21 protein-coding genes are annotated in these 18,537 nt (G+C 55.0%); 9 read left to right on the top strand and 12 right to left on the bottom strand.

The window, feature by feature from the left end; all coding sequences use genetic code 11:
• Window positions 1-3: 3 nt before the first annotated feature.
• Genes Y71_RS04060 through hemW form a run of 5 tightly spaced genes read left to right on the top strand, consistent with a single transcriptional unit; the run spans window position 4 to window position 3,311 of the window.
• A complete protein-coding gene (locus Y71_RS04060) occupies window positions 4-708 on the top strand; it encodes a YggS family pyridoxal phosphate-dependent enzyme (RefSeq protein WP_007370204.1) in 705 nt (234 codons plus the stop codon).
• Window positions 709-726: 18 nt separating this feature from the next.
• On the top strand, window positions 727-1,293 hold the full coding sequence (locus tag Y71_RS04055; RefSeq protein WP_007370203.1) for a YggT family protein: 567 nt from the start codon (window positions 727-729) through the stop codon (window positions 1,291-1,293).
• Window positions 1,290-1,580: a DUF167 family protein YggU gene (gene yggU, locus Y71_RS04050; RefSeq protein WP_007370202.1), complete on the top strand. Its 291-nt coding sequence runs from the start codon at window positions 1,290-1,292 to the stop codon at window positions 1,578-1,580. Before Y71_RS04055 ends, yggU begins: the two co-directional genes overlap by 4 nt.
• 8 nt (window positions 1,581-1,588) lie before the next feature.
• The gene (locus Y71_RS04045) at window positions 1,589-2,182 is read left to right on the top strand and encodes an XTP/dITP diphosphatase (protein WP_007370201.1); all 594 of its coding nucleotides are present in this window, start codon (window positions 1,589-1,591) and stop codon (window positions 2,180-2,182) included.
• Window positions 2,175-3,311: a radical SAM family heme chaperone HemW gene (gene hemW / locus Y71_RS04040; protein ID WP_007370200.1), complete on the top strand. Its 1,137-nt coding sequence runs from the start codon at window positions 2,175-2,177 to the stop codon at window positions 3,309-3,311. The genes Y71_RS04045 and hemW overlap by 8 nt, the downstream gene beginning before the upstream one ends.
• A gap of 51 nt (window positions 3,312-3,362) precedes the next feature.
• Here the strand turns inward: hemW and wzz(fepE) are convergent, their stop codons facing one another.
• The 4 genes from wzz(fepE) to trmB all read right to left on the bottom strand — a co-directional run bounded on the left by wzz(fepE) (window position 3,363) and on the right by trmB (window position 6,532).
• Window positions 3,363-4,466: an LPS O-antigen length regulator Wzz(fepE) gene (gene wzz(fepE) / locus Y71_RS04035; protein WP_007370199.1), complete on the bottom strand. Its 1,104-nt coding sequence runs from the start codon at window positions 4,464-4,466 to the stop codon at window positions 3,363-3,365.
• 245 nt (window positions 4,467-4,711) lie between these two features.
• Window positions 4,712-5,431: a YggN family protein gene (locus tag Y71_RS04030; RefSeq protein WP_007370198.1), complete on the bottom strand. Its 720-nt coding sequence runs from the start codon at window positions 5,429-5,431 to the stop codon at window positions 4,712-4,714.
• Between the two features lie 55 nt (window positions 5,432-5,486).
• Window positions 5,487-5,813 carry a YggL family protein gene (locus tag Y71_RS04025; protein WP_007370197.1) on the bottom strand — a complete coding sequence of 109 codons (327 nt, stop codon included), beginning with the start codon at window positions 5,811-5,813 and terminating at the stop codon, window positions 5,487-5,489.
• Window positions 5,813-6,532 (bottom strand): tRNA (guanosine(46)-N7)-methyltransferase TrmB, encoded by a 720-nt coding sequence (gene trmB / locus Y71_RS04020; RefSeq protein ID WP_007370196.1) that lies wholly within the window; start codon window positions 6,530-6,532, stop codon window positions 5,813-5,815. The genes Y71_RS04025 and trmB overlap by 1 nt, the downstream gene beginning before the upstream one ends.
• 142 nt (window positions 6,533-6,674) lie before the next feature.
• On the opposite strand from trmB, the gene mutY reads away from it, so the two are divergent.
• The 4 genes from mutY (at window position 6,675) to Y71_RS04000 (ending at window position 10,708) form a co-directional block, all read left to right on the top strand.
• Window positions 6,675-7,724, top strand: a complete 1,050-nt coding sequence (mutY, locus tag Y71_RS04015) for an A/G-specific adenine glycosylase (protein ID WP_007370194.1) — start codon at window positions 6,675-6,677, stop codon at window positions 7,722-7,724.
• 28 nt (window positions 7,725-7,752) lie between these two features.
• Window positions 7,753-8,028 carry an oxidative damage protection protein gene (locus Y71_RS04010; RefSeq protein WP_007370193.1) on the top strand — a complete coding sequence of 92 codons (276 nt, stop codon included), beginning with the start codon at window positions 7,753-7,755 and terminating at the stop codon, window positions 8,026-8,028.
• Window positions 8,029-8,133: 105 nt separating this feature from the next.
• On the top strand, window positions 8,134-9,216 hold the full coding sequence (gene mltC, locus Y71_RS04005) for a membrane-bound lytic murein transglycosylase MltC (protein ID WP_007370192.1): 1,083 nt from the start codon (window positions 8,134-8,136) through the stop codon (window positions 9,214-9,216).
• 238 nt (window positions 9,217-9,454) lie between these two features.
• Window positions 9,455-10,708, top strand: a complete 1,254-nt coding sequence (locus tag Y71_RS04000; protein WP_007370191.1) for a nucleoside permease — start codon at window positions 9,455-9,457, stop codon at window positions 10,706-10,708.
• A gap of 182 nt (window positions 10,709-10,890) precedes the next feature.
• Here Y71_RS04000 and citG read toward each other — a convergent pair whose 3' ends face one another.
• From citG to Y71_RS03960, 8 genes are read right to left on the bottom strand one after another with little or no spacing between them, the layout of a single operon-like run.
• Complete coding sequence (gene citG / locus Y71_RS03995; protein ID WP_007370190.1) at window positions 10,891-11,721, bottom strand: triphosphoribosyl-dephospho-CoA synthase CitG; 831 nt, start codon at window positions 11,719-11,721, stop codon at window positions 10,891-10,893.
• Window positions 11,699-12,238 carry a citrate lyase holo-[acyl-carrier protein] synthase gene (gene citX / locus Y71_RS03990; RefSeq protein WP_007370189.1) on the bottom strand — a complete coding sequence of 180 codons (540 nt, stop codon included), beginning with the start codon at window positions 12,236-12,238 and terminating at the stop codon, window positions 11,699-11,701. Before citX ends, citG begins: the two co-directional genes overlap by 23 nt.
• Entirely contained in the window at window positions 12,235-13,761 is a 1,527-nt protein-coding gene (gene citF, locus Y71_RS03985; protein ID WP_007370188.1) for a citrate lyase subunit alpha, read from the bottom strand. Before citF ends, citX begins: the two co-directional genes overlap by 4 nt.
• Window positions 13,762-13,771: 10 nt before the next feature.
• Window positions 13,772-14,647: a citrate (pro-3S)-lyase subunit beta gene (gene citE, locus Y71_RS03980; RefSeq protein WP_007370187.1), complete on the bottom strand. Its 876-nt coding sequence runs from the start codon at window positions 14,645-14,647 to the stop codon at window positions 13,772-13,774.
• Window positions 14,644-14,937 carry a citrate lyase acyl carrier protein gene (gene citD, locus Y71_RS03975; RefSeq protein ID WP_007370186.1) on the bottom strand — a complete coding sequence of 98 codons (294 nt, stop codon included), beginning with the start codon at window positions 14,935-14,937 and terminating at the stop codon, window positions 14,644-14,646. The genes citE and citD overlap by 4 nt, the downstream gene beginning before the upstream one ends.
• A gap of 17 nt (window positions 14,938-14,954) precedes the next feature.
• Entirely contained in the window at window positions 14,955-15,974 is a 1,020-nt protein-coding gene (gene citC / locus Y71_RS03970; protein WP_007370185.1) for a [citrate (pro-3S)-lyase] ligase, read from the bottom strand.
• A 16-nt stretch (window positions 15,975-15,990) separates the two neighbouring features.
• Window positions 15,991-16,860 carry a fumarylacetoacetate hydrolase family protein gene (locus tag Y71_RS03965; RefSeq protein WP_007370184.1) on the bottom strand — a complete coding sequence of 290 codons (870 nt, stop codon included), beginning with the start codon at window positions 16,858-16,860 and terminating at the stop codon, window positions 15,991-15,993.
• Between the two features lie 22 nt (window positions 16,861-16,882).
• Window positions 16,883-18,247: a 2-hydroxycarboxylate transporter family protein gene (locus Y71_RS03960; protein WP_035889290.1), complete on the bottom strand. Its 1,365-nt coding sequence runs from the start codon at window positions 18,245-18,247 to the stop codon at window positions 16,883-16,885.
• Window positions 18,248-18,537: the final 290 nt, after the last annotated feature.

Raw genomic sequence — 18,537 nt, 5'->3', positions numbered from 1 at the left:
AACATGAACGATATTGCGCACAACCTGGCACAGGTCCGGGACAAAATCTCCGCTGCCGCAACACAATGCGGCCGTGCTCCAGCAGAAGTTACTTTACTTGCAGTGAGCAAAACCAAGCCTGCGAGCGCTGTCGCAGAAGCCATCGACGCCGGACAGCGCGCGTTTGGAGAAAACTATGTTCAGGAAGGGGTCGATAAGATCCTTCACTTCCGCGAGGCGGGCGTAGATGACCTGCAATGGCACTTTATCGGGCCGTTGCAGTCCAACAAAAGCCGTCTGGTAGCCGAACATTTCGACTGGTGCCACACCATAGATCGTTTGCGGATCGCCAGCCGCTTAAGCGAACAGCGCCCCGCCGACCTGCCGCCACTGAATGTGCTGATTCAGGTCAACATCAGCGACGAACAGAGCAAATCGGGCATTGCCCTCGGCGAGCTGGATGCGCTGGCGGCACAGGTTGTTGAATTACCTGGCATTTGTCTGCGAGGTTTGATGGCGATCCCCGCGCCGGAAACGGAGTACGCGCGGCAGTTTGCCGTAGCACGGCAAATGGCTGTAGCATTTGAAGCGCTCAAAACACGTTATCCAACGGTGGATACCCTGTCGCTGGGCATGACGGACGACATGACCGCCGCCATTGCGGCTGGCAGCACGATGGTGCGCATCGGGACAGCCATTTTTGGTGCGCGCGATTACACGAAAAATTAAGGAATACTGAGGAACGCCATGAAGACGTTGACTTTCCTGCTCTCGACAGTGCTTGAACTCTATACGATGGTTCTGCTGTTGCGCGTCTGGATGCAGTGGGCACGCTGCGATTTTTACAACCCGTTTTCGCAGTTTGTAGTGAAAGCTACACAGCCGATTGTCGGGCCGCTGCGCCGTGTCATTCCGCCACTGGGGCCGCTGGATAGCGCCTCGCTGCTGATCGCTTTTGTACTCAGTTTTATCAAGGCGATCGTGCTGTTTATGGTGATCACGTTCCAGCCGATCATCTGGATTTCCGCGCTGCTGATTTTACTGAAAACCATCGGTCTGATGATTTTCTGGGTACTGCTGGTCATGGCGATCATGAGTTGGGTCAGCCAGGGCCGTAGCCCGGTCGAGTACGTTTTAATACAGTTGACGGAACCGCTGCTGCGCCCAATCCGTAATCTGCTGCCAGCGATGGGCGGCATCGACTTCTCGCCGATGATCCTGGTGCTGCTGCTGTACGTCATCAATATGGGCGTTGCGGAGCTACTGCAATCCACCGGCGATATTCTTCTGCCGGGGTTGTGGATGGCACTATGAGTGCCGTTTTTACCTGTGAAGAGGGGCTGGTTTTGCGGCTGTACATTCAGCCGAAAGCCAGCCGCGACAACATTATCGGGTTGCATGGCGACGAACTGAAAGTCGCCATCACCGCTCCGCCTGTAGACGGCCAGGCAAATGCGCACCTGGTCAAATACCTCGCAAAGCAGTTTCGCGTGGCAAAAAACCAGGTGGTGATTGAAAAAGGCGAGCTGGGCCGCCATAAGCAGATTAAAATTACCCACCCGCAACAGATCCCGACGGAAGTCGCGGCGCTAATCGATTAGGATCCACTATGCAAAAAGTTGTCCTCGCGACCGGTAATGCCGGTAAAGTGCGCGAGCTTGCCTCGCTATTGAATGATTTCGGCCTCGACGTGGTCGCACAAACTGAACTGGGCGTTGAGTCCGCAGAAGAGACCGGGCTGACGTTTATTGAGAACGCCATCCTCAAAGCTCGCCACGCGGCGCAGGTTACCGGTTTGCCCGCCATCGCTGACGATTCCGGCCTGGCGGTTGATGCATTGCAGGGCGCCCCGGGGATCTATTCGGCGCGCTATTCCGGCGTGGATGCAACCGATCAGCAGAATCTGGAAAAGCTGCTCGATGCGCTGAAATCGGTCCCGGATGAACAACGTACCGCACAGTTCCACTGTGTGCTGGTCTATATGCGTCATGCGAACGATCCGACGCCGTTGGTATGTCACGGTAGCTGGTCAGGCGTGATCGCGCAGCAACCGGCTGGCAGCGGCGGTTTTGGCTACGATCCGATTTTCTTTGTTCCTTCCAGGGGTAAAACCGCTGCGGAACTTACTCGCGAAGAGAAAAGCGCCATTTCCCATCGCGGTCAGGCGTTAAAATTGTTACTGGAAGCACTGCGTAATGGCTGATTTGCCACCTTTGAGCCTTTATATCCATATTCCCTGGTGCGTGCAGAAATGCCCGTACTGCGACTTCAACTCGCACGCGCTGAAGGGCGAAGTGCCGCACGACGATTACGTTCAGCATCTGCTGAACGACCTCGATGCTGACGCGCCCCGGGCGCAGGGACGTGAAATAAAGACCATCTTTATTGGTGGCGGCACACCGAGCCTGCTGTCCGGCCCGGCGATGCAAACGCTGCTGGATGGCGTGCGCGCCCGGCTGCCGATGGCGGCCGATGCGGAAATTACCATGGAAGCCAACCCAGGCACCGTGGAAGCCGACCGTTTTGTCGATTACCAGCGTGCGGGCGTGAACCGTATCTCCATCGGCGTACAAAGCTTCAGTGAAACCAAGCTTCAGCGGCTCGGGCGAATTCACGGCCCGGAGGAAGCGAAACGCGCGGCAAAGCTGGCAAGCGGGCTGGGGTTGCGCAGCTTTAACCTCGATTTGATGCACGGCCTGCCGGATCAGTCGCTGGAAGAGGCGCTGGACGATCTGCGTCAGGCCATCGAACTTAACCCACCGCACCTGTCGTGGTATCAACTGACTATCGAACCCAATACGCTGTTTGGCTCGCGCCCGCCGGTGCTGCCGGATGACGATGCACTGTGGGATATTTTCGAGCAGGGACACCAGATCCTTACCGCGGCCGGCTATCAGCAGTATGAAACCTCAGCCTATGCGAAACCGGGCTATCAGTGTCAGCATAACCTCAACTACTGGCGCTTTGGCGATTACCTGGGTATTGGTTGCGGCGCGCACGGTAAAGTCACTTTTCCGGATGGGCGCATCCTGCGCACGGCGAAAACCCGCCATCCGCGTGGGTATATGCAGGGAAAATACCTTGATAAGCAGCATGATGTTGAAGCGCAGGATAAACCGTTCGAATTCTTTATGAATCGCTTTCGCCTGCTGGAGCCTGCGCCACGCGCTGAATTCACCCGCTACACCGGGCTGGATGAAAGTACAATACGCCCGCAGATCGAGCAGGCGCTGGCATTAAATTATTTGAATGAATGTGACACGTACTGGCAAATAACCGAACACGGTAAGCTGTTTCTCAATTCTCTGCTTGAGTTGTTTCTGACTGAATAAAGACTTTGGCCCTCTGCGCAGAACGCAGAGGGCCAAAGTACTACAGAAAGATTAATGATTCCGTTGCTGCAAAGCGTGTCGAACTAATACCACAGCACTGGCAATAACCCCACCACACAGCGCCGCTAAAATAATAAATAAAACCCGACCCGCCCCCTCTTTTTTGGTAGGTAAAGACGGGGAAAGCTGATATTTAAACGGCGTAAAGGTGATATCTTTAATATCCAGTTTTTCCAGTTCCGCCAGGCGATGTTCACGATAACGGAAATCCGCATTAAGCCGGGTAACATCGACAATTGACTGTTCGATTTTAAGCTTTTCAGCAATGCCATCAGCCCCCAGAGCGATGGAATAATCCGGGTCATCCTGTACGGATTGCCCATTACTGTAAACAGGACGCTTAATACCGGCAGCATTTGCCACTTCCAGCGAGTAATTTAGGCGCTTCAACTTGGTGTCATGCAGCGTATTCATCCGCTCACGCTCCATCGCCAGCGACTCCCTCTCCGTATCCTTTTTTAAATCCACTTCTTCGCGCAGATAATCTAATGTTTCTTTAACAACCAACGCAGAAATATAATTGATATAGCTGTTAAGAATTTCCTTAGCCTCGCCAGCCGTCGGGGCGGTGAAGCTTAATGTCCAGGACTGGTAAGGCACGTTATCGGCACTTTTCACCGGCGTGTTATTGACCGCCTTGATCTTCCCGGACAGCAGTACAATGCCGCGGCGTAACTCTTCAGCATCGGGATTAGAAGCCATCAGCTTGCCGGCCACCAGCGGAGACGATGCCAGGAACTCTTCACGCAGCGACTCAGAATTAAACTTTTTCAGGAACAGGTTAAATACTTCAACCTTATCAAGAGAAGGTTTAACATCGAGAACCTGCAAAGTAGAAAGGGTCTTTTGCAGCTGGCTCCATTGCGGTTTTTCTGCTGGCGTGATTTCTGCCTGGCTGGTCCATTTTGGCGTTAATAACGCACTAATGAAGAATCCGACCAGAGAAAACATCAGAATAGTCGAGATAATGATTCGCTTACTTTCCCACAAGGTACTAATTAAACCGAGCAGATCAAGCTCGGTATTTTTGTACCGCTCAGGAAAATCTTCATAGATTGAGGCGTCATTTTTCGATTGAATATGTAGTGATGTCATACAAGTAAGTATCGATTCCATGATTTGAAATTCGATACTATCATCAATAAGAGAGTTCTTAAAGTAAATTAATTCTCTATATTTCAGTCACATTAATACAAGCTCCTGTCAACCTACCTTAATTAATATCATAAGGCGGCTTGAAAGGATTCCAGAGATATAATACAGCGGGTAAAATAATAAGCCCGACTAATATAGCCGGGCTTTATTTGACTATTCCGAAAATAAAAAACTATAAGAGCGGATCACTTCAATCCGGCGGTCAACGCTTTGCGGTTTTCTTCCAGCGAGACGACGCGCTTACACACGTCTTTGCCAAACTGCTGGAAATCCGCTTCCTGGTTTTTCCACTCATCCTGAATAGCCGTCTGTAAACCGCCGAGGCTCCCCAGCACGCTCTGTAGCGGATTACCGCCGCTCTTCAGCACGGCTTTAGCACCCATTTCGTTGATGCTGTCCTGCAGAATGCCGCCCATTGTCTGGTTCACCAGTTGCTGACCATTGGCGCGCACTTCATCAATCGCTTTGTAGTGGAATGTCAGGCCATCGTTGCGATGTTCAATAATGCGGTTCATCTGCTCTTTCAGTTGCGCATCCAGCCTGGTCAGACGGTTGCGCATGCTGCTATTCTCTCCCACCTGTTTGACAATGATCGTATCCAGCGCTGCACGGCTTTTCTCCACGCGACTGCGCGCGCCATCGTCAATCCATGGCAGAGCACTGCGCAATTCGGCCTGGTAATCCTTCGCCTGTTCGCGCTGCGCAGCGGTTAGCGAAGGTTGCTTGCCGTTAAACATGACATTGCCGTCCGGGGTGATCACCAGGTTACCGTTCTCACCTTTCACCTGCACGGTTTGCGGGCTGATGATCACATCGTCACGCGGCGTCACGCCACATTGATAATCAGCCTGAGCCGCAAATGCGGTAACCGTAAGAGCCGCCGCCAACAGCGTTTTGCGCATCATAAAAAACTCCTGTAGAGACAAAACGGGCCAGCTAATGCTGGCCCCTTATGCTTTATTAGTCCCACCAAACGTCGAAAAGTTCGCTGATGCGTACCTCGCTCAGTTTGCGGTCTTCCAGCCACTTACGCACAATGGCCTGATGTTCTTCGGTACATTTACCGATTTCCTGCAAACAAATCAGACCGTCCCAGGCCAGATAACCACTGCCGTCAAACGCCAGCTTATTCGGCTCGATCACTTCCTGAATAAAGTCATCAACGGTTTTATCGATCTGCTCTTCGCTGGTACCTTCCGGAAAACGCCATGCAACGGAAAAACCCAGTTCCTGGAACTCGTCGATATGCATTTTTTTACGCAAGCGACGACTGCGGTTTGTTGCCATTATTTCACCCTCTCGAACATTAAGTCCCATACGCCGTGACCAAGACGGTGGCCACGCTGTTCAAATTTAGTCACTGGACGCGAATCCGGACGCGGCACAAAGTCATTCGTCGCCGACAAGTTTTTATAACCGTCGATAGAGGACATCACTTCAAGCATATGTTGCGCATAGGCTTCCCAGTCAGTCGCCATATGGAACACGCCGCCCAGCTTGAGCTTGCTTTTCACCAGTTCAGCAAACGGTACCTGAACGATGCGGCGTTTATTATGACGCGCTTTATGCCACGGGTCAGGGAAAAACAGCTGCACCATATTTAAAGAATTGTCAGGAATCATTTTATGCAGCACTTCGACCGCGTCATGGCACATCACGCGTAGGTTCTCAACGCCCTCTTCATGCGCAGAAGAGAGGCAAGCGCCGACGCCCGGCGAGTGCACTTCAATACCAAGGAAGTTCTGCTCCGGACGCATTTTCGCCATCTCCACCAGCGAAGCGCCCATGCCGAAACCAATTTCCAGCGTCACCGGCGCCGTGCGACCAAACAGCGCGACGAGATCCAGCGGCTGTTCGCTGAACTCAACGCCCATCACCGGCCAGTAATTTTCCAGCGCGTGCTGCTGCCCTTTGGTCAGGCGGCCCTGGCGACGGACAAAGCTACGAATCCGGCGCAATGGGCGGCCGTTTTCATCAAATTCCGGTGAAATGACGTCGTTATTCATAAAATGATCTGCTCGTGAGAGTGTTCAGGAAACGGGCATTATCCAAAGTTAATCGCATGATGCAAGCACCGGAAAGTTCCGGTTTACAGGCCAACGCCTCTGTGCTGCAATCTTCGCCCCTGACAACGCGATTCTGGTGACCATGCAAGCGTCTCAATTTTCAGCCCAGGTTCTGGACTGGTACGATAAATACGGGCGAAAAACCCTGCCCTGGCAAATTGAAAAAACGCCTTACAAAGTATGGCTGTCGGAAGTGATGTTGCAACAGACGCAGGTTGCAACCGTTATTCCTTATTTCCAGCGTTTTATGGCCCGTTTCCCGACGGTGACCGATCTGGCAAACGCTCCGCTGGATGAAGTGCTGCATCTGTGGACCGGGCTCGGCTACTACGCCCGCGCCCGCAATCTGCATAAAGCCGCACAGCAGGTGGCGAACCTGCATGGCGGTCGTTTCCCGGAAACCTTTGATGAAGTGGCCGCGCTTCCTGGCGTTGGCCGTTCCACTGCAGGCGCGATCCTCTCACTGTCGCTGGGTAAACATTTTCCCATCCTCGACGGTAACGTTAAACGTGTGCTGGCACGCTGCTACGCCGTTGCGGGCTGGCCGGGTAAAAAAGAGGTGGAAAAGCGGCTGTGGGATATCAGCACTGAAGTCACACCGGCAAAAGGGGTGGAGCGCTTTAACCAGGCGATGATGGATCTCGGTGCTATCGTCTGTACACGTTCCAGACCGAAGTGCGAATTGTGCCCGTTGCAAACCTGCTGCGAAGCAAAAGCGGCGCAGTCGTGGGCACAATATCCCGGTAAAAAACCCAAACAGACGCTGCCTGAACGCAGCGGCTATTTCCTGCTGATGCAGCATGAAGGCGAGGTTTATCTCGAACAGCGCCCGCCCAGCGGGCTGTGGGGCGGTCTGTTCTGTTTCCCGCAGTTCAGCGATGAAGCGGGTCTGCGCGACTGGCTGGCGCAGAGGAACATTAGCGCCGATAATCTCAGCCAGCTTGTGGCGTTCCGCCATACCTTCAGCCATTTCCATCTGGATATTGTGCCTATGTGGCTTGGCGTGTCCTCGTTCTCATCCTGCATGGATGATGGCGCGGGTCTCTGGTATAACTTGGCGCAGCCGCCATCCGTCGGTCTGGCGGCTCCAGTGGAACGCCTGATACAGCAATTACGCGCCGAAGCGAAGTAGCACGGCGCGCAAGTAGAGAGGATTTTTTATGAGCAGAACCATTTTTTGTACCTTCCTGCAACGCGAAGCAGAGGGACAAGACTTCCAGCTCTATCCGGGCGATCTGGGTAAACGCATTTATAACGAGATCTCGAAAGAGGCCTGGAAGCAGTGGCAGCAGAAGCAAACCATGCTGATTAACGAGAAAAAGCTCAACATGATGAATACCGAGCACCGCAAACTGCTGGAACAGGAGATGGTGAATTTCCTGTTTGAAGGTAAAGACGTGCATATCGAAGGCTATACGCCGCAAGAGAAAAAATAAGCGGCTAAATACCTGCACGGCTGGCAATGTCGCGAAACAGGGAGATATTGCCAGCGCCCGGGCGTCACAGGCGCGTTTTCCCCAAACACAATTGCATCCGGAATGATGAAAAAATTTTTAGCGCTAGTGATGATCGCGCCGTTACTGATTTCTTGTTCCAGCTCTAACAAATCGGGCGAAGCCTATAACGAAGCCTGGATTAAAGACACTAACGGTTTTGATATTTTGATGGGGCAGTTCGCCCACAACATTGAGAATCTTTGGGGATTTAACGAAGTCCTGATCGCCGGGCCGAAGGACTACGTTAAATACACCGACCAGTACCAGACTCGCAGCCACATCAACTTTGATGCAGGTACCATCACCATCGAAACGATCTCCGGCACCGATCCGGCTGCACATCTGCGCCAGGCGATTATCAAAACCCTGCTGATGGGCGACGATCCCGGATCTATCGACCTCTATTCTGATACCGATGATATCCCGATCTCCAAAGAACCGTTCCTTTACGGCCAGGTGCTGGATAACAACGGTGAAGCGATCCGCTGGGAGTGGCGCGCGGCGCGCTTTGCGGATTACCTGCTGCAAACCCGGCTGAAAAAACGCAGTAACGGCTTACGCGTTATCTATAGTGTGACGATCAATCTGGTGCCGAATCATCTGGACAAACGTGCGCATAAATATATCGGTATGGTACGCCAGGCCTCGCGGAAATATGGCGTCGATGAGTCGCTGATTCTGGCGATTATGCAGACGGAGTCGTCGTTTAACCCGTACGCGGTTAGCCGCTCTGACGCGCTGGGCCTGATGCAGGTGGTACAGCACAGCGCCGGGAAAGATGTCTTCCGCGCCCAGGGCAGATCCGGTACGCCGGATCGCAGCTATCTGTTCGATCCGCAGAGCAATATTGATATCGGCACCGCATATCTGGCGATGCTGAATAATGTTTATCTCTCCGGCATCAGTAACCCGACATCCCGGCGTTATGCAGTGATCACCGCCTATAACGGTGGTGCGGGCAGCGTACTTCGCGTCTTTTCCAGCGATAAGATGCAGGCCGCCAATATCATCAACACCATGACTCCAGGTGATGTTTACCAGACACTGACCACCCGCCATCCGTCGGCGGAATCCCGCCGCTACCTCTATAAAGTCAATTCGGCTCAGAAGACCTGGCGTCGCAACTGATCTTGTGCCTCTTTCGTGCATTTGTGCGAAAGAGGCATAAGGTATTCATCTGCGTGATGCAAACGGTTGCGCTAAAGTGTGATATCCGTCACCATATGTAAATGCAATCAGAGGAAGTTTGCATTTTTATGTCGGGCATAACAAATTCGCCACCCAGGTGATGATAGAATCCTGACACATAACAATATTAATTGTGCCCATTCCAACATCTGTCCGTCTCCTTTGTGAGGAAATTAGCATGAATCTTAAGCTGCAGCTGAAAGTCATTATCTTTCTGCAGTTCTGCCTGTGGGGAAGCTGGCTGACGACGCTTGGCTCGTATATGTTCGTCACGCTGAAATTTGATGGTGCATCCATTGGTGCGGTATATAGTTCGCTGGGCATTGCCTCGCTGCTGATGCCGCCGCTGCTCGGTATCATTGCCGACAAATGGCTGAGCGCGAAATGGGTTTATGCTCTGTGCCACCTGGTCGGTGCGATCACCCTGTTTATTGCCGCAGGTGTTACCACGCCGGGCGCGATGTTTGCCATTATTCTGCTCAACTCGCTGGCCTATATGCCAACGCTGAGCCTGGTAAACACCATCTCTTACTTCCGCCTGAAATCCGCCGGGCACGATATCGTTACCGATTTCCCGCCAATCCGTATCTGGGGCACCATTGGCTTTATCCTGGCGATGTGGGTGGTGAGCTTCTCCGGCTTCGAACTGAGCCATATGCAGCTCTATATCGGTGCTGTGTTGTCGCTGGTGCTGAGCCTGTTCTCCCTGACGTTGCCGCACATGCCGGTTGCGAAAAGCACCGAGAAACAGACCTGGGTGGAAATGCTGGGCCTGAACGCTTTCGCGCTGTTTAAAAACAAGCGCATGGCGATCTTCTTCATCTTCTCGATGATGCTGGGCGCAGAGTTGCAGATCACCAACATGTTCGGCAACACCTTCCTGCACAGCTTCGATGCCAACCCGCTGTTTGCGAATAGCTTCATCGTGACCCATGCGTCAGTGATGATGTCTATTTCGCAGATTTCCGAAACTGTCTTCATCCTCGCGATTCCGTTCTTTATGAGCCGCTACGGCATCAAGAACGTAATGATGATCAGTATCTTCGCCTGGGTTCTGCGTTTTGGTCTGTTCGCCTATGGCGACCCGACACCGTTCGGTACCGTGCTGCTGGTGCTGTCGATGATTGTCTACGGCTGCGCATTCGACTTCTTCAACATCTCCGGTTCGGTGTTCGTTGAGAAAGAGGTAAACCCGGCGATCCGCGCCAGTGCACAGGGTATGCTGCTGATGATGACCAACGGCTTCGGCTGTATCCTCGGCGGTATGGCCAGCGGTAAAGTGGTAGAGATCTACACCACCGCAGGCGTTACCGACTGGAAAACCGTATGGCTGATTTTTGCCGGTTATTCGCTGGTACTGGCTTTTGCCTTCGTGACACTGTTTAAATACAAACATGTGCGCGAACCTGCGGCAGTCGCCCAGAAAGCGTAAGACAAAAAACCCGGCCTGAGCGCCGGGTTTTTTTATGCCTTTTTAATACCTCTCGGCCTGTTCCGGCCGGGTAAATCCACAGACCGGAGAATCCAGCGCCATCCGGCAATGGGGCAGCCGCTATCTCAATCGACTTATCTGTGCTGGAAAAGCCCGGATGAATAACGCCGCCCGATGCAGCGCTATGGAAGTTGCGCCAACACGTACGCGACCGCCAGCAAATCGGCGCTGCCGCCGGGGCTTAAGCGTCGGGACATCAGCGCCCTGTCCATTTCAGACAACGCATCGTTATCCCAGCCGACCGCCAGTAAAGTCGCCGCATAATCCTGCACATAGCGCAGCCCGGCAATGCCGCCGCGCGACACCAGATTGCTGTCCGGGTTTGCCGCCATCAGACGCAATAACGCATGCTGCAGCCGCCTTTCGCCCTGCTCCTGATGCCAGAACGGCAATACTGCGCGGCGCACGGTGGCAAAACCCTGTTCGGCCTCGCCGCGCGCCCCAGTAAGACCATACTCCAGAAACTGTTTCTCACCTGCCGTCACAGCCTGTGGCCGGGCCGCCAGTTCACGCGCCACCAGCCCGCGACAGATTTCACTGACCTGCCGGCACAACGTTTCGGCCTGTAGCGGCCGGCGTTGTCCCTGCAATCGTCCGGCGGCAAAACAGAGCAGCCCCAGCGAAAAAATCCCGCCTTTGTGGGTATTCACCCCGCCGGTGGCAGCAAACATCGCCTGTTCGCACGCAATGCCCGCCGGGCGCAGCAGGCGCAACTGGACTCCTGCCGCCTTGTGGGCATGTTCACGCCCGGCCTGTTCAAAGACGGAAAACCATGGCGTGATGGCCGCAATGCTGCGTAAAAACAGCGCATGATCCATATCCTGGTGCGAGCCGTTGTTCGCCCGGTCCACCAGCCCCGGTTTCGGCGTGAGATCCAGTTCGAGGCGCAGCGCCCGGGCAGCAAGCTCCGGTACGCTGATAACCACGGATTTAGTCGCGAGCAAACCAGCCATCAATCAGTTTCTCCACGCGGGCAACCACTTCATCTACCGGGTGGCGGCGCGAACGCGCGCAGCCGTGCGCCGGCTCATCGCACACCAGGCAACGGCGGGTAGTCAGATCCAGTGAATGTCGTCCAACCTGTCCCGCCTGCGGGCACAGCACATCAAAGTCCCACAGACGTCCCAGCGGATGCGTCTGTTCCATCTCAACGCACTGCGCCTTGATTTCCACCGCCGGATGCGCAACACACCACAGGGCTTCTGCGCCGGTCGGCAGCCACAGTACCTGCCGGTCCAGCACCTGCCAGCGGTTCTGCCACAGCAGTTGATCGCAGGCCTGTAACGCCACTCCCATAGTATTGCGATAGCGAATACTATCTTTTACCGCGCCGGGCGTCACCAGCGTCAGTGAAATGACCGGTTGTTGATAGTGAGCGAGCCAGTCAGCCTGACGCGCTGCACGGCTGTCTTTCGCCGCCAGCAGCGCTTCAAGGCTGACGCCCGCCCGGACGGGCGTCAGTGTCGTCATGCATTTTCCTCTTTAACCTGACGGACAACGTCAATGACGGTGCCATCACGGTAGCGGATCACCCCGACAATACGGTCAGTAAAGGCGATCGGTTTAGGTTCACCGGTCAGCGAGATGGCGCGTTGATACAGTGCTTCGATATCAACAATTTTCAGCCCCGCCGCCAGCAGGCGTTCGCGGATTTCCGGACGCGCCGGGTTCACCGCAATCCCGTGGTCCGTCACCAGCACGTCGATGCTTTCCCCTGGCGTCAACAGTGTGGTCACGCGTTTCACTACCGTCGGAATACGGCTGCGCAGTAACGGCGCCACGACAATGGTCAGGTTTGCCGCGGCCGCCACATCACAGTGACCACCGGATGCGCCGCGCATCACACCGTCTGAACCGGTAATCACATTGACGTTAAACTCCGTGTCGATCTCCAGCGCGCTGAGGATCACCACGTCCAGCTGGTCGCAGCTGGCCGCTTTGCCGCCAGGATTGGCATAGACATCAGTCGAGATCTCAACGTGATTCGGATTACGGCGCAGCGATGCCGCCGCTTCGCCGTCAAAACACTGCGTATCCAGCAGTTTGCCGATCAGCCCTTTCTCATGCAGCTCCACCAGCCCGCCAGTGATACCGCCGAGCGCGAAACTGGCCTTCACTCCGTGGCGCTCCATTTTCTCTTCCATAAAGCGGGTCGCCGCCGTCGCCGCGGCTCCGGAGCCGGTCTGCATGGAAAAGCCATCTTTGAAATAGCCGGAGTGCTCGATCACATCCGCCGCATAGCGCGCGATCATCAGTTCTCGCGGGTTGCTGGTGACGCGCGCCGCGCCGACGCTGATTTTTGCCGGATCGCCCACGCTCTCCACCTGCACAATCAGATCCACCTGATCCTGACCGAGGCTGGCGGGCATATTCGGGAACGGCACCAGCGCTTCGGTCAGCAGCACCACTTTACGGGCGAACTTCGCATCCACCATCGCGTAGCCCAGCGAACCGCAGCAGGATTTCCCCTGTGTGCCGTTGGCGTTGCCAAACTCATCGCTGCAGGGTACGCCAAGAAAGGCGACGTCAATCTTCAGTTCGCCATCCTGTAACAGTCTGACGCGCCCGCCATGGGAGTGAATTTGTACCGGTTCCGCCATCAGGCCATGAGAGATGGCATCCGCCAGCCTGCCGCGCATGCCGGAGGTGTAAATGCGGGTAATCACGCCACTCTCAATGTGTTCGATGAGCGCATCGTTGCAGGTCATCAGCGAACTGGAAGCCAGCGTCAGATTTTTAAACCCCAGACGCGCCAGCGTGGCGACAACGTTGTTAATCACCCGGTCGCCTTCGCGAAAGGCGTGGTGGAACGAAATGGTCATCCCGTCTTTCAGGCCGCTGCGGGCGATGGCGTCTTCCAGCGTGGCGCAGAGTTTGCGCGTGTGTTTGCTGTTAACGTCCGCCAGCCACGGCGTGGCGGCATGAGCGCTGTCGAAGGGTTTTAATTCACGCAGATGGGGAAAATTAACGTGAAGAAGCTCTGTCTGATTCATTGTTCTGTCCTTACCGACGCACGCCGGACGCGGCCGCACGTTCCAGCACCATCTGCGCGTGATTAATAATCGGGGCGTCGATCATTTTGCCGTTCAGCGAGACGACGCCAAGCCCGTTGCGTTCACCCTCTTCCGCCGCTTCAATAACCCGCTGCGCGTGGTCCACTTCCTGCTGCGTTGGCGCATAGGCGTTATGCAACAGATCGATTTGCCGCGGGTTTATCAGCGACTTGCCGTTGAAGCCCATTTTGCGGATCAACTCGACTTCGCGCAGGAATCCGGCTTCGTCGTTAACGTCTGACCACACCACATCGAAAGCATCGATACCGGCAGCGCGCGCGGCATGCAGCACGGCGCAGCGGGCATAAAACAGCTCGGTGCCGTCGCCGCGTTCAGTCTGCATATCCATCACATAGTCGAAAGCGGCCAGCGCAATACCGATCAGGCGCTGAGAGCTGCGGGCAATCGCCACGGCATTAATAACGCCGATCGCAGATTCGATGGCCGCCATCACGCGGGTCGATCCCACTTCACGTCCGCAGGCCAGCTCGATACGTTCGAGGTGGCGCTCCAGTTCGTAGATATCTTCCGGGGTATCCGTTTTCGGTAAGCGCACCACATCCACACCGGCACGCACGACCGCTTCCAGATCCGGCAGGCCAAACGGCGTGTTCAGCGGGTTGATACGCACCACGGTTTCGATATCCTGGTACATCGGGTGTTGCAGGGCATGAAACACCAGCAGGCGCGCGGTGTCTTTTTCACGCAGGGCGACGGCGTCTTCCAGATCGAACATGATCGAATCCGGACGATAGATAAACGCGGTGGAGAGCATGGCGGCGTTAGCGCCCGGCAGAAACAGCATGCTACGACGGAGTTTTTTCACAGCAGTTTCCCCCAGTCGATCCCGGTTCCTTCCGATGCGCGCAGTACCGCACTCTGTAAGCGTGCGCGGATAACGCAGTCCAGCGCGCCTTTATCTTCAATGATGATCAAGCCCTGGTGAACCGCCATTGCCCGCAGCGTGTCGTTCACCACCTTGCGGATCTGATCGCCAAACTGCTTGATAACCTCGCTGTGAACAACGACTTCCAGCTCGCCTTCGGCGGGGGCTATTTTCACCATCAGGTCGCTGGACTCCATGGTTCCGGCCAGCGCCTCCCTCACAATTTTCATATTTTGATTCCTGATTTTTAAACGGCTTCCGCGCTGTAGTGGGATTCGAGATGCGCGAAAGTGGTATCCGGTACAATTTCCCGAATACGGGAAAACTGGTGTGTTTGCAGTAAACGGCGCACTTCAGACGCGGAGATGGCATTACCGGTCGCTTTAATGCGCGGGATCTCCACCACCTCCACCGCCCCGGCCAGCAGCTGATGCATGGTCTGGTTGTACTGGCGGGTGATGTCGCAAAAAGGTTCGCTGCCGATAAAGCGGTGAGTGATGCCCAGCGCCGGCGCGATGTGGTTACGGAAAATCAACAGGTCTATTTCGCTCCACGCCTGCTGCACTTTGCCGGACTCTTTCAGGAAATAAGCCGGGAAAGTGGCGCGGGAAATAATGTACTGGGAGCCTTCGTGAACGATGACGTTCGGCAGATGCGCCACGCCCGCTTTCACCATCTTCAGCCGCGCGGCAAAGGGGAAGAACGAGGCGTCTTCGCGTACCACGAACAGGTGCAGCCAGTCGCAGGCCTGTGCGGCCTGCTCCACCAGGTGGCGGTGCCCCAGCGTAAAGGGATTGGCATTCATCACAATCGCGCCGGTGCGTTTGCCCGGCATGCGATCGACCTGCAACGTGCGGCAGTAACGCTGAATCCCCGACGGGGTATTCTCCATCAGCACCGCGTTGTTGCCGCTTTGCGCCACCGGCCAGAAGCCGCTGTGGCGAAAACGTTCCAGGTTGCAGGGGCGCGTGCAGAGGAACAGATGAAAATGTCCCCGCGCCAGCGCCAGATGGGATACCTCCGCCAGCAGGTGCGCACTGAGATTCTCGCCGCGTAGCTGTTCATCCACTGCAACACACTTGATGACGTTGGCGGCCAGGCCCGCACAACCCACCAGCCGGTTTCCCGACCAGGCTTCAACGAAGGTGGTGATGTCACTGTCCATGCCTAATCCGCTGTCTGCGAGCAACGTGCGGACTGAGGCCAGCCGTTGAGTATTGCCGTTGACTTCCGCCACGCGGAAGTCGATGGAGGGTCGTGCCTGCATGGTGTTGCCTTCGTCCTTAGTGTGCCGCCGTCAGCGAATGGGCTGGCGCTGGCGCATCAATAATCACATTACTGAGGTGACCGATATTCTCGATCTCCACTTCGATGCGATCGCCCGCTTTCATAAACAGCGGCGGGTTGCGTTTTTTGCCGACGCCACCCGGCGAGCCGGTGATGATGACATCGCCCGGCGTCAGGCTGGTGAAGGTACTGATGTACTCGATAAGCTCGGCAACCTTATGGATCATGCTGGCGGTGTTATCGTCCTGCACCATGCGGCCATTCAGCCAGGTACGGATCGCTAACTGATGCGGATCAGGGATCTCATCCGCCGTCGTCATCCACGGGCCAAACGCGCCGGTCTGCCGCCAGTTTTTCCCGGCGGTAAACCAGGTGTGCTGCCAGTCGCGCGCCGAACCATCCATGTAGCAGCTGTAACCGGCAACGTGGCTTAACGCCGCCTCACGGGAGATATCCTCCCCACCTTTGCCGATGATCACGGCCAGCTCGCCTTCGTAGTCGAATTCACTGGAGTGGCGCGGCTTCAGTACCGGCGCGTTATGGCCGGTTTGCGAATCCGCAAAGCGAACAAACAGCGTCGGCGCCGGGTTGTGCTGATCAAACTCTTTGCGCTTTTCGGCGTAGTTCATGCCAACGCAGAGAATTTTGGCCGGGTTATCGATGACCGGCAGAAATTGCAGGTCGTCGAAGCGGATATCCGGCGTTTCACCGTTCAGTTGTTGCGCTTCATTCAGCGCGTTGGCAGCGAGCAGTGATTTCAAATCACCGTAACGATCGCCCAGACGCTGCCCCAGATTGATCACGCCATCAGCCTTGACGATGCCGTAACTCCGGACCCCCTGATGGACAAAGCTTGCGAGTTTCATATCAGTTCCTGTAACACTTGAATCAAACGAGGAAATTGCCGAGCACCAACAGCGATACCGAGACGTTGATCGCGCCGCCGATACGGGTAGCGATCTGCGCGAACGGCATCAGGCTCATGCGGTTACCCGCCGTCAGGATGGCAACATCCCCTGTACCGCCCTGGCCACTCTGGCAGCAGGAAACGATGGCCACATCAATCGGATGCATGCCGATCTTTTTGCCCACGAAAAAGCCGGTGGCAACCAGTGCGGAAACGGTACTCACTATCACCAGCAGGTTGTCGATGGTGAACGCGTGAACCAGCTCTTCCCATGGCGTGATAGCTACACCGACGGCGAAGAGGATGGGATAGGTAACGGAGGTCTGGAAGAATTTGTATACCACCTGAGAGCCTTCCAGCAGACGCGGAGAAACACCGTGCGCCAGCTTGATCAGAACGGCAACAAACAACATACCGACCGGCGCAGGCAGGCCAATCAACTTGTGGCCGAGCATGCCGATCATGTACAGCAGCACAGCCAGCAGCGCGCCAGCCGCGATAGTGGTGACATCGGTTTTACCAGAGAAAGCCGGTGCAGCCGGAGCCTGTTCATCACCGTTGCTGCGATTCGGCATTAACTGCCCTTCGCCGGTCAGGTGCGGGAAGCGTTTCCCCAATTGATTCAGACAGCCAGAGATGATGATGGCAGTCAGGCCGCCGAGCATAACCATCGGCAATACGCGACCGAGCGCAACGCCCTGATCCATATGCAGCAGCGTCGCGTAACCGATGGAGAGCGGGATCGCCCCTTCACCGACACCACCCGCCATAATCGGCAGAATGATAAAGAAGAAGATCTGGAACGGCTCCATACCGAGCGCCAGGCCCACACCCATCCCCACCAGCATGCCGACGATTTCGCCGCACAGCATCGGGAAGAAAATACGCAGGAAGCCCTGGATCAACGTGGTGCGGTTCATGCTCATGATGCTGCCGACAATGATGCAGCAGATATAGAGATAAAGAATGTTGGTGGATTTGTAGAACTTGGTGGTGGATTCCACGACCACATCCGGCAGCAAGCCGTAGTAAACCATCGCCGACGGAATAAAGGTGGCGCAAATGGCCGCCGCGCCCAGTTTGCCGACGATCGGCAGACGTTTGCCGAACTCACCGCAGGCAAAACCGAAGAATGCCAGCGTGGCCACCATCACCACGATATCGCTCGGTAACTTACCGCCCAGGCAGTCGACGGCAATTAATGCTCCGGCTAACAGGAATAATGGCAGCGGAATAATCCCAATTTTCCAGGTATCCATAATGTGCCACCATTTCTCTTTCAGTGGTTTCTTTTGAATCTCAAGCGATTCAGAGGTAACAGAGAATGAATCGTCAGTTGTGCTCATAATTAAGCCCCTTGGTTATTTTGTGCGTACAGAGTAAAGGGCTAAAAACGCACTTTATGTGAGGGAATGCATAATAAAATCGTTGTTTTAATGGCACCTATGGTTTTTATGGTTTCTTTTATTTTGTGTGATTCATCGCTTATTTATTGCTGTGGTTTTTATGGTTTTTTTATATAGAAATACAACTTAATAACATTTCCAAAAAAGAATATTTAACAGGCCGTTTTTAAGCACCAGACCACGCTGTGCAAGGGATCACAAGTTTCCAGTAAACTCCGCACGCATGTTAG

The organism is Kosakonia radicincitans DSM 16656 (assembly GCF_000280495.2).
Taxonomy (GTDB): domain Bacteria; phylum Pseudomonadota; class Gammaproteobacteria; order Enterobacterales; family Enterobacteriaceae; genus Kosakonia; species Kosakonia radicincitans.
This window is presented reverse-complemented; position numbering and strand designations above follow the sequence as displayed.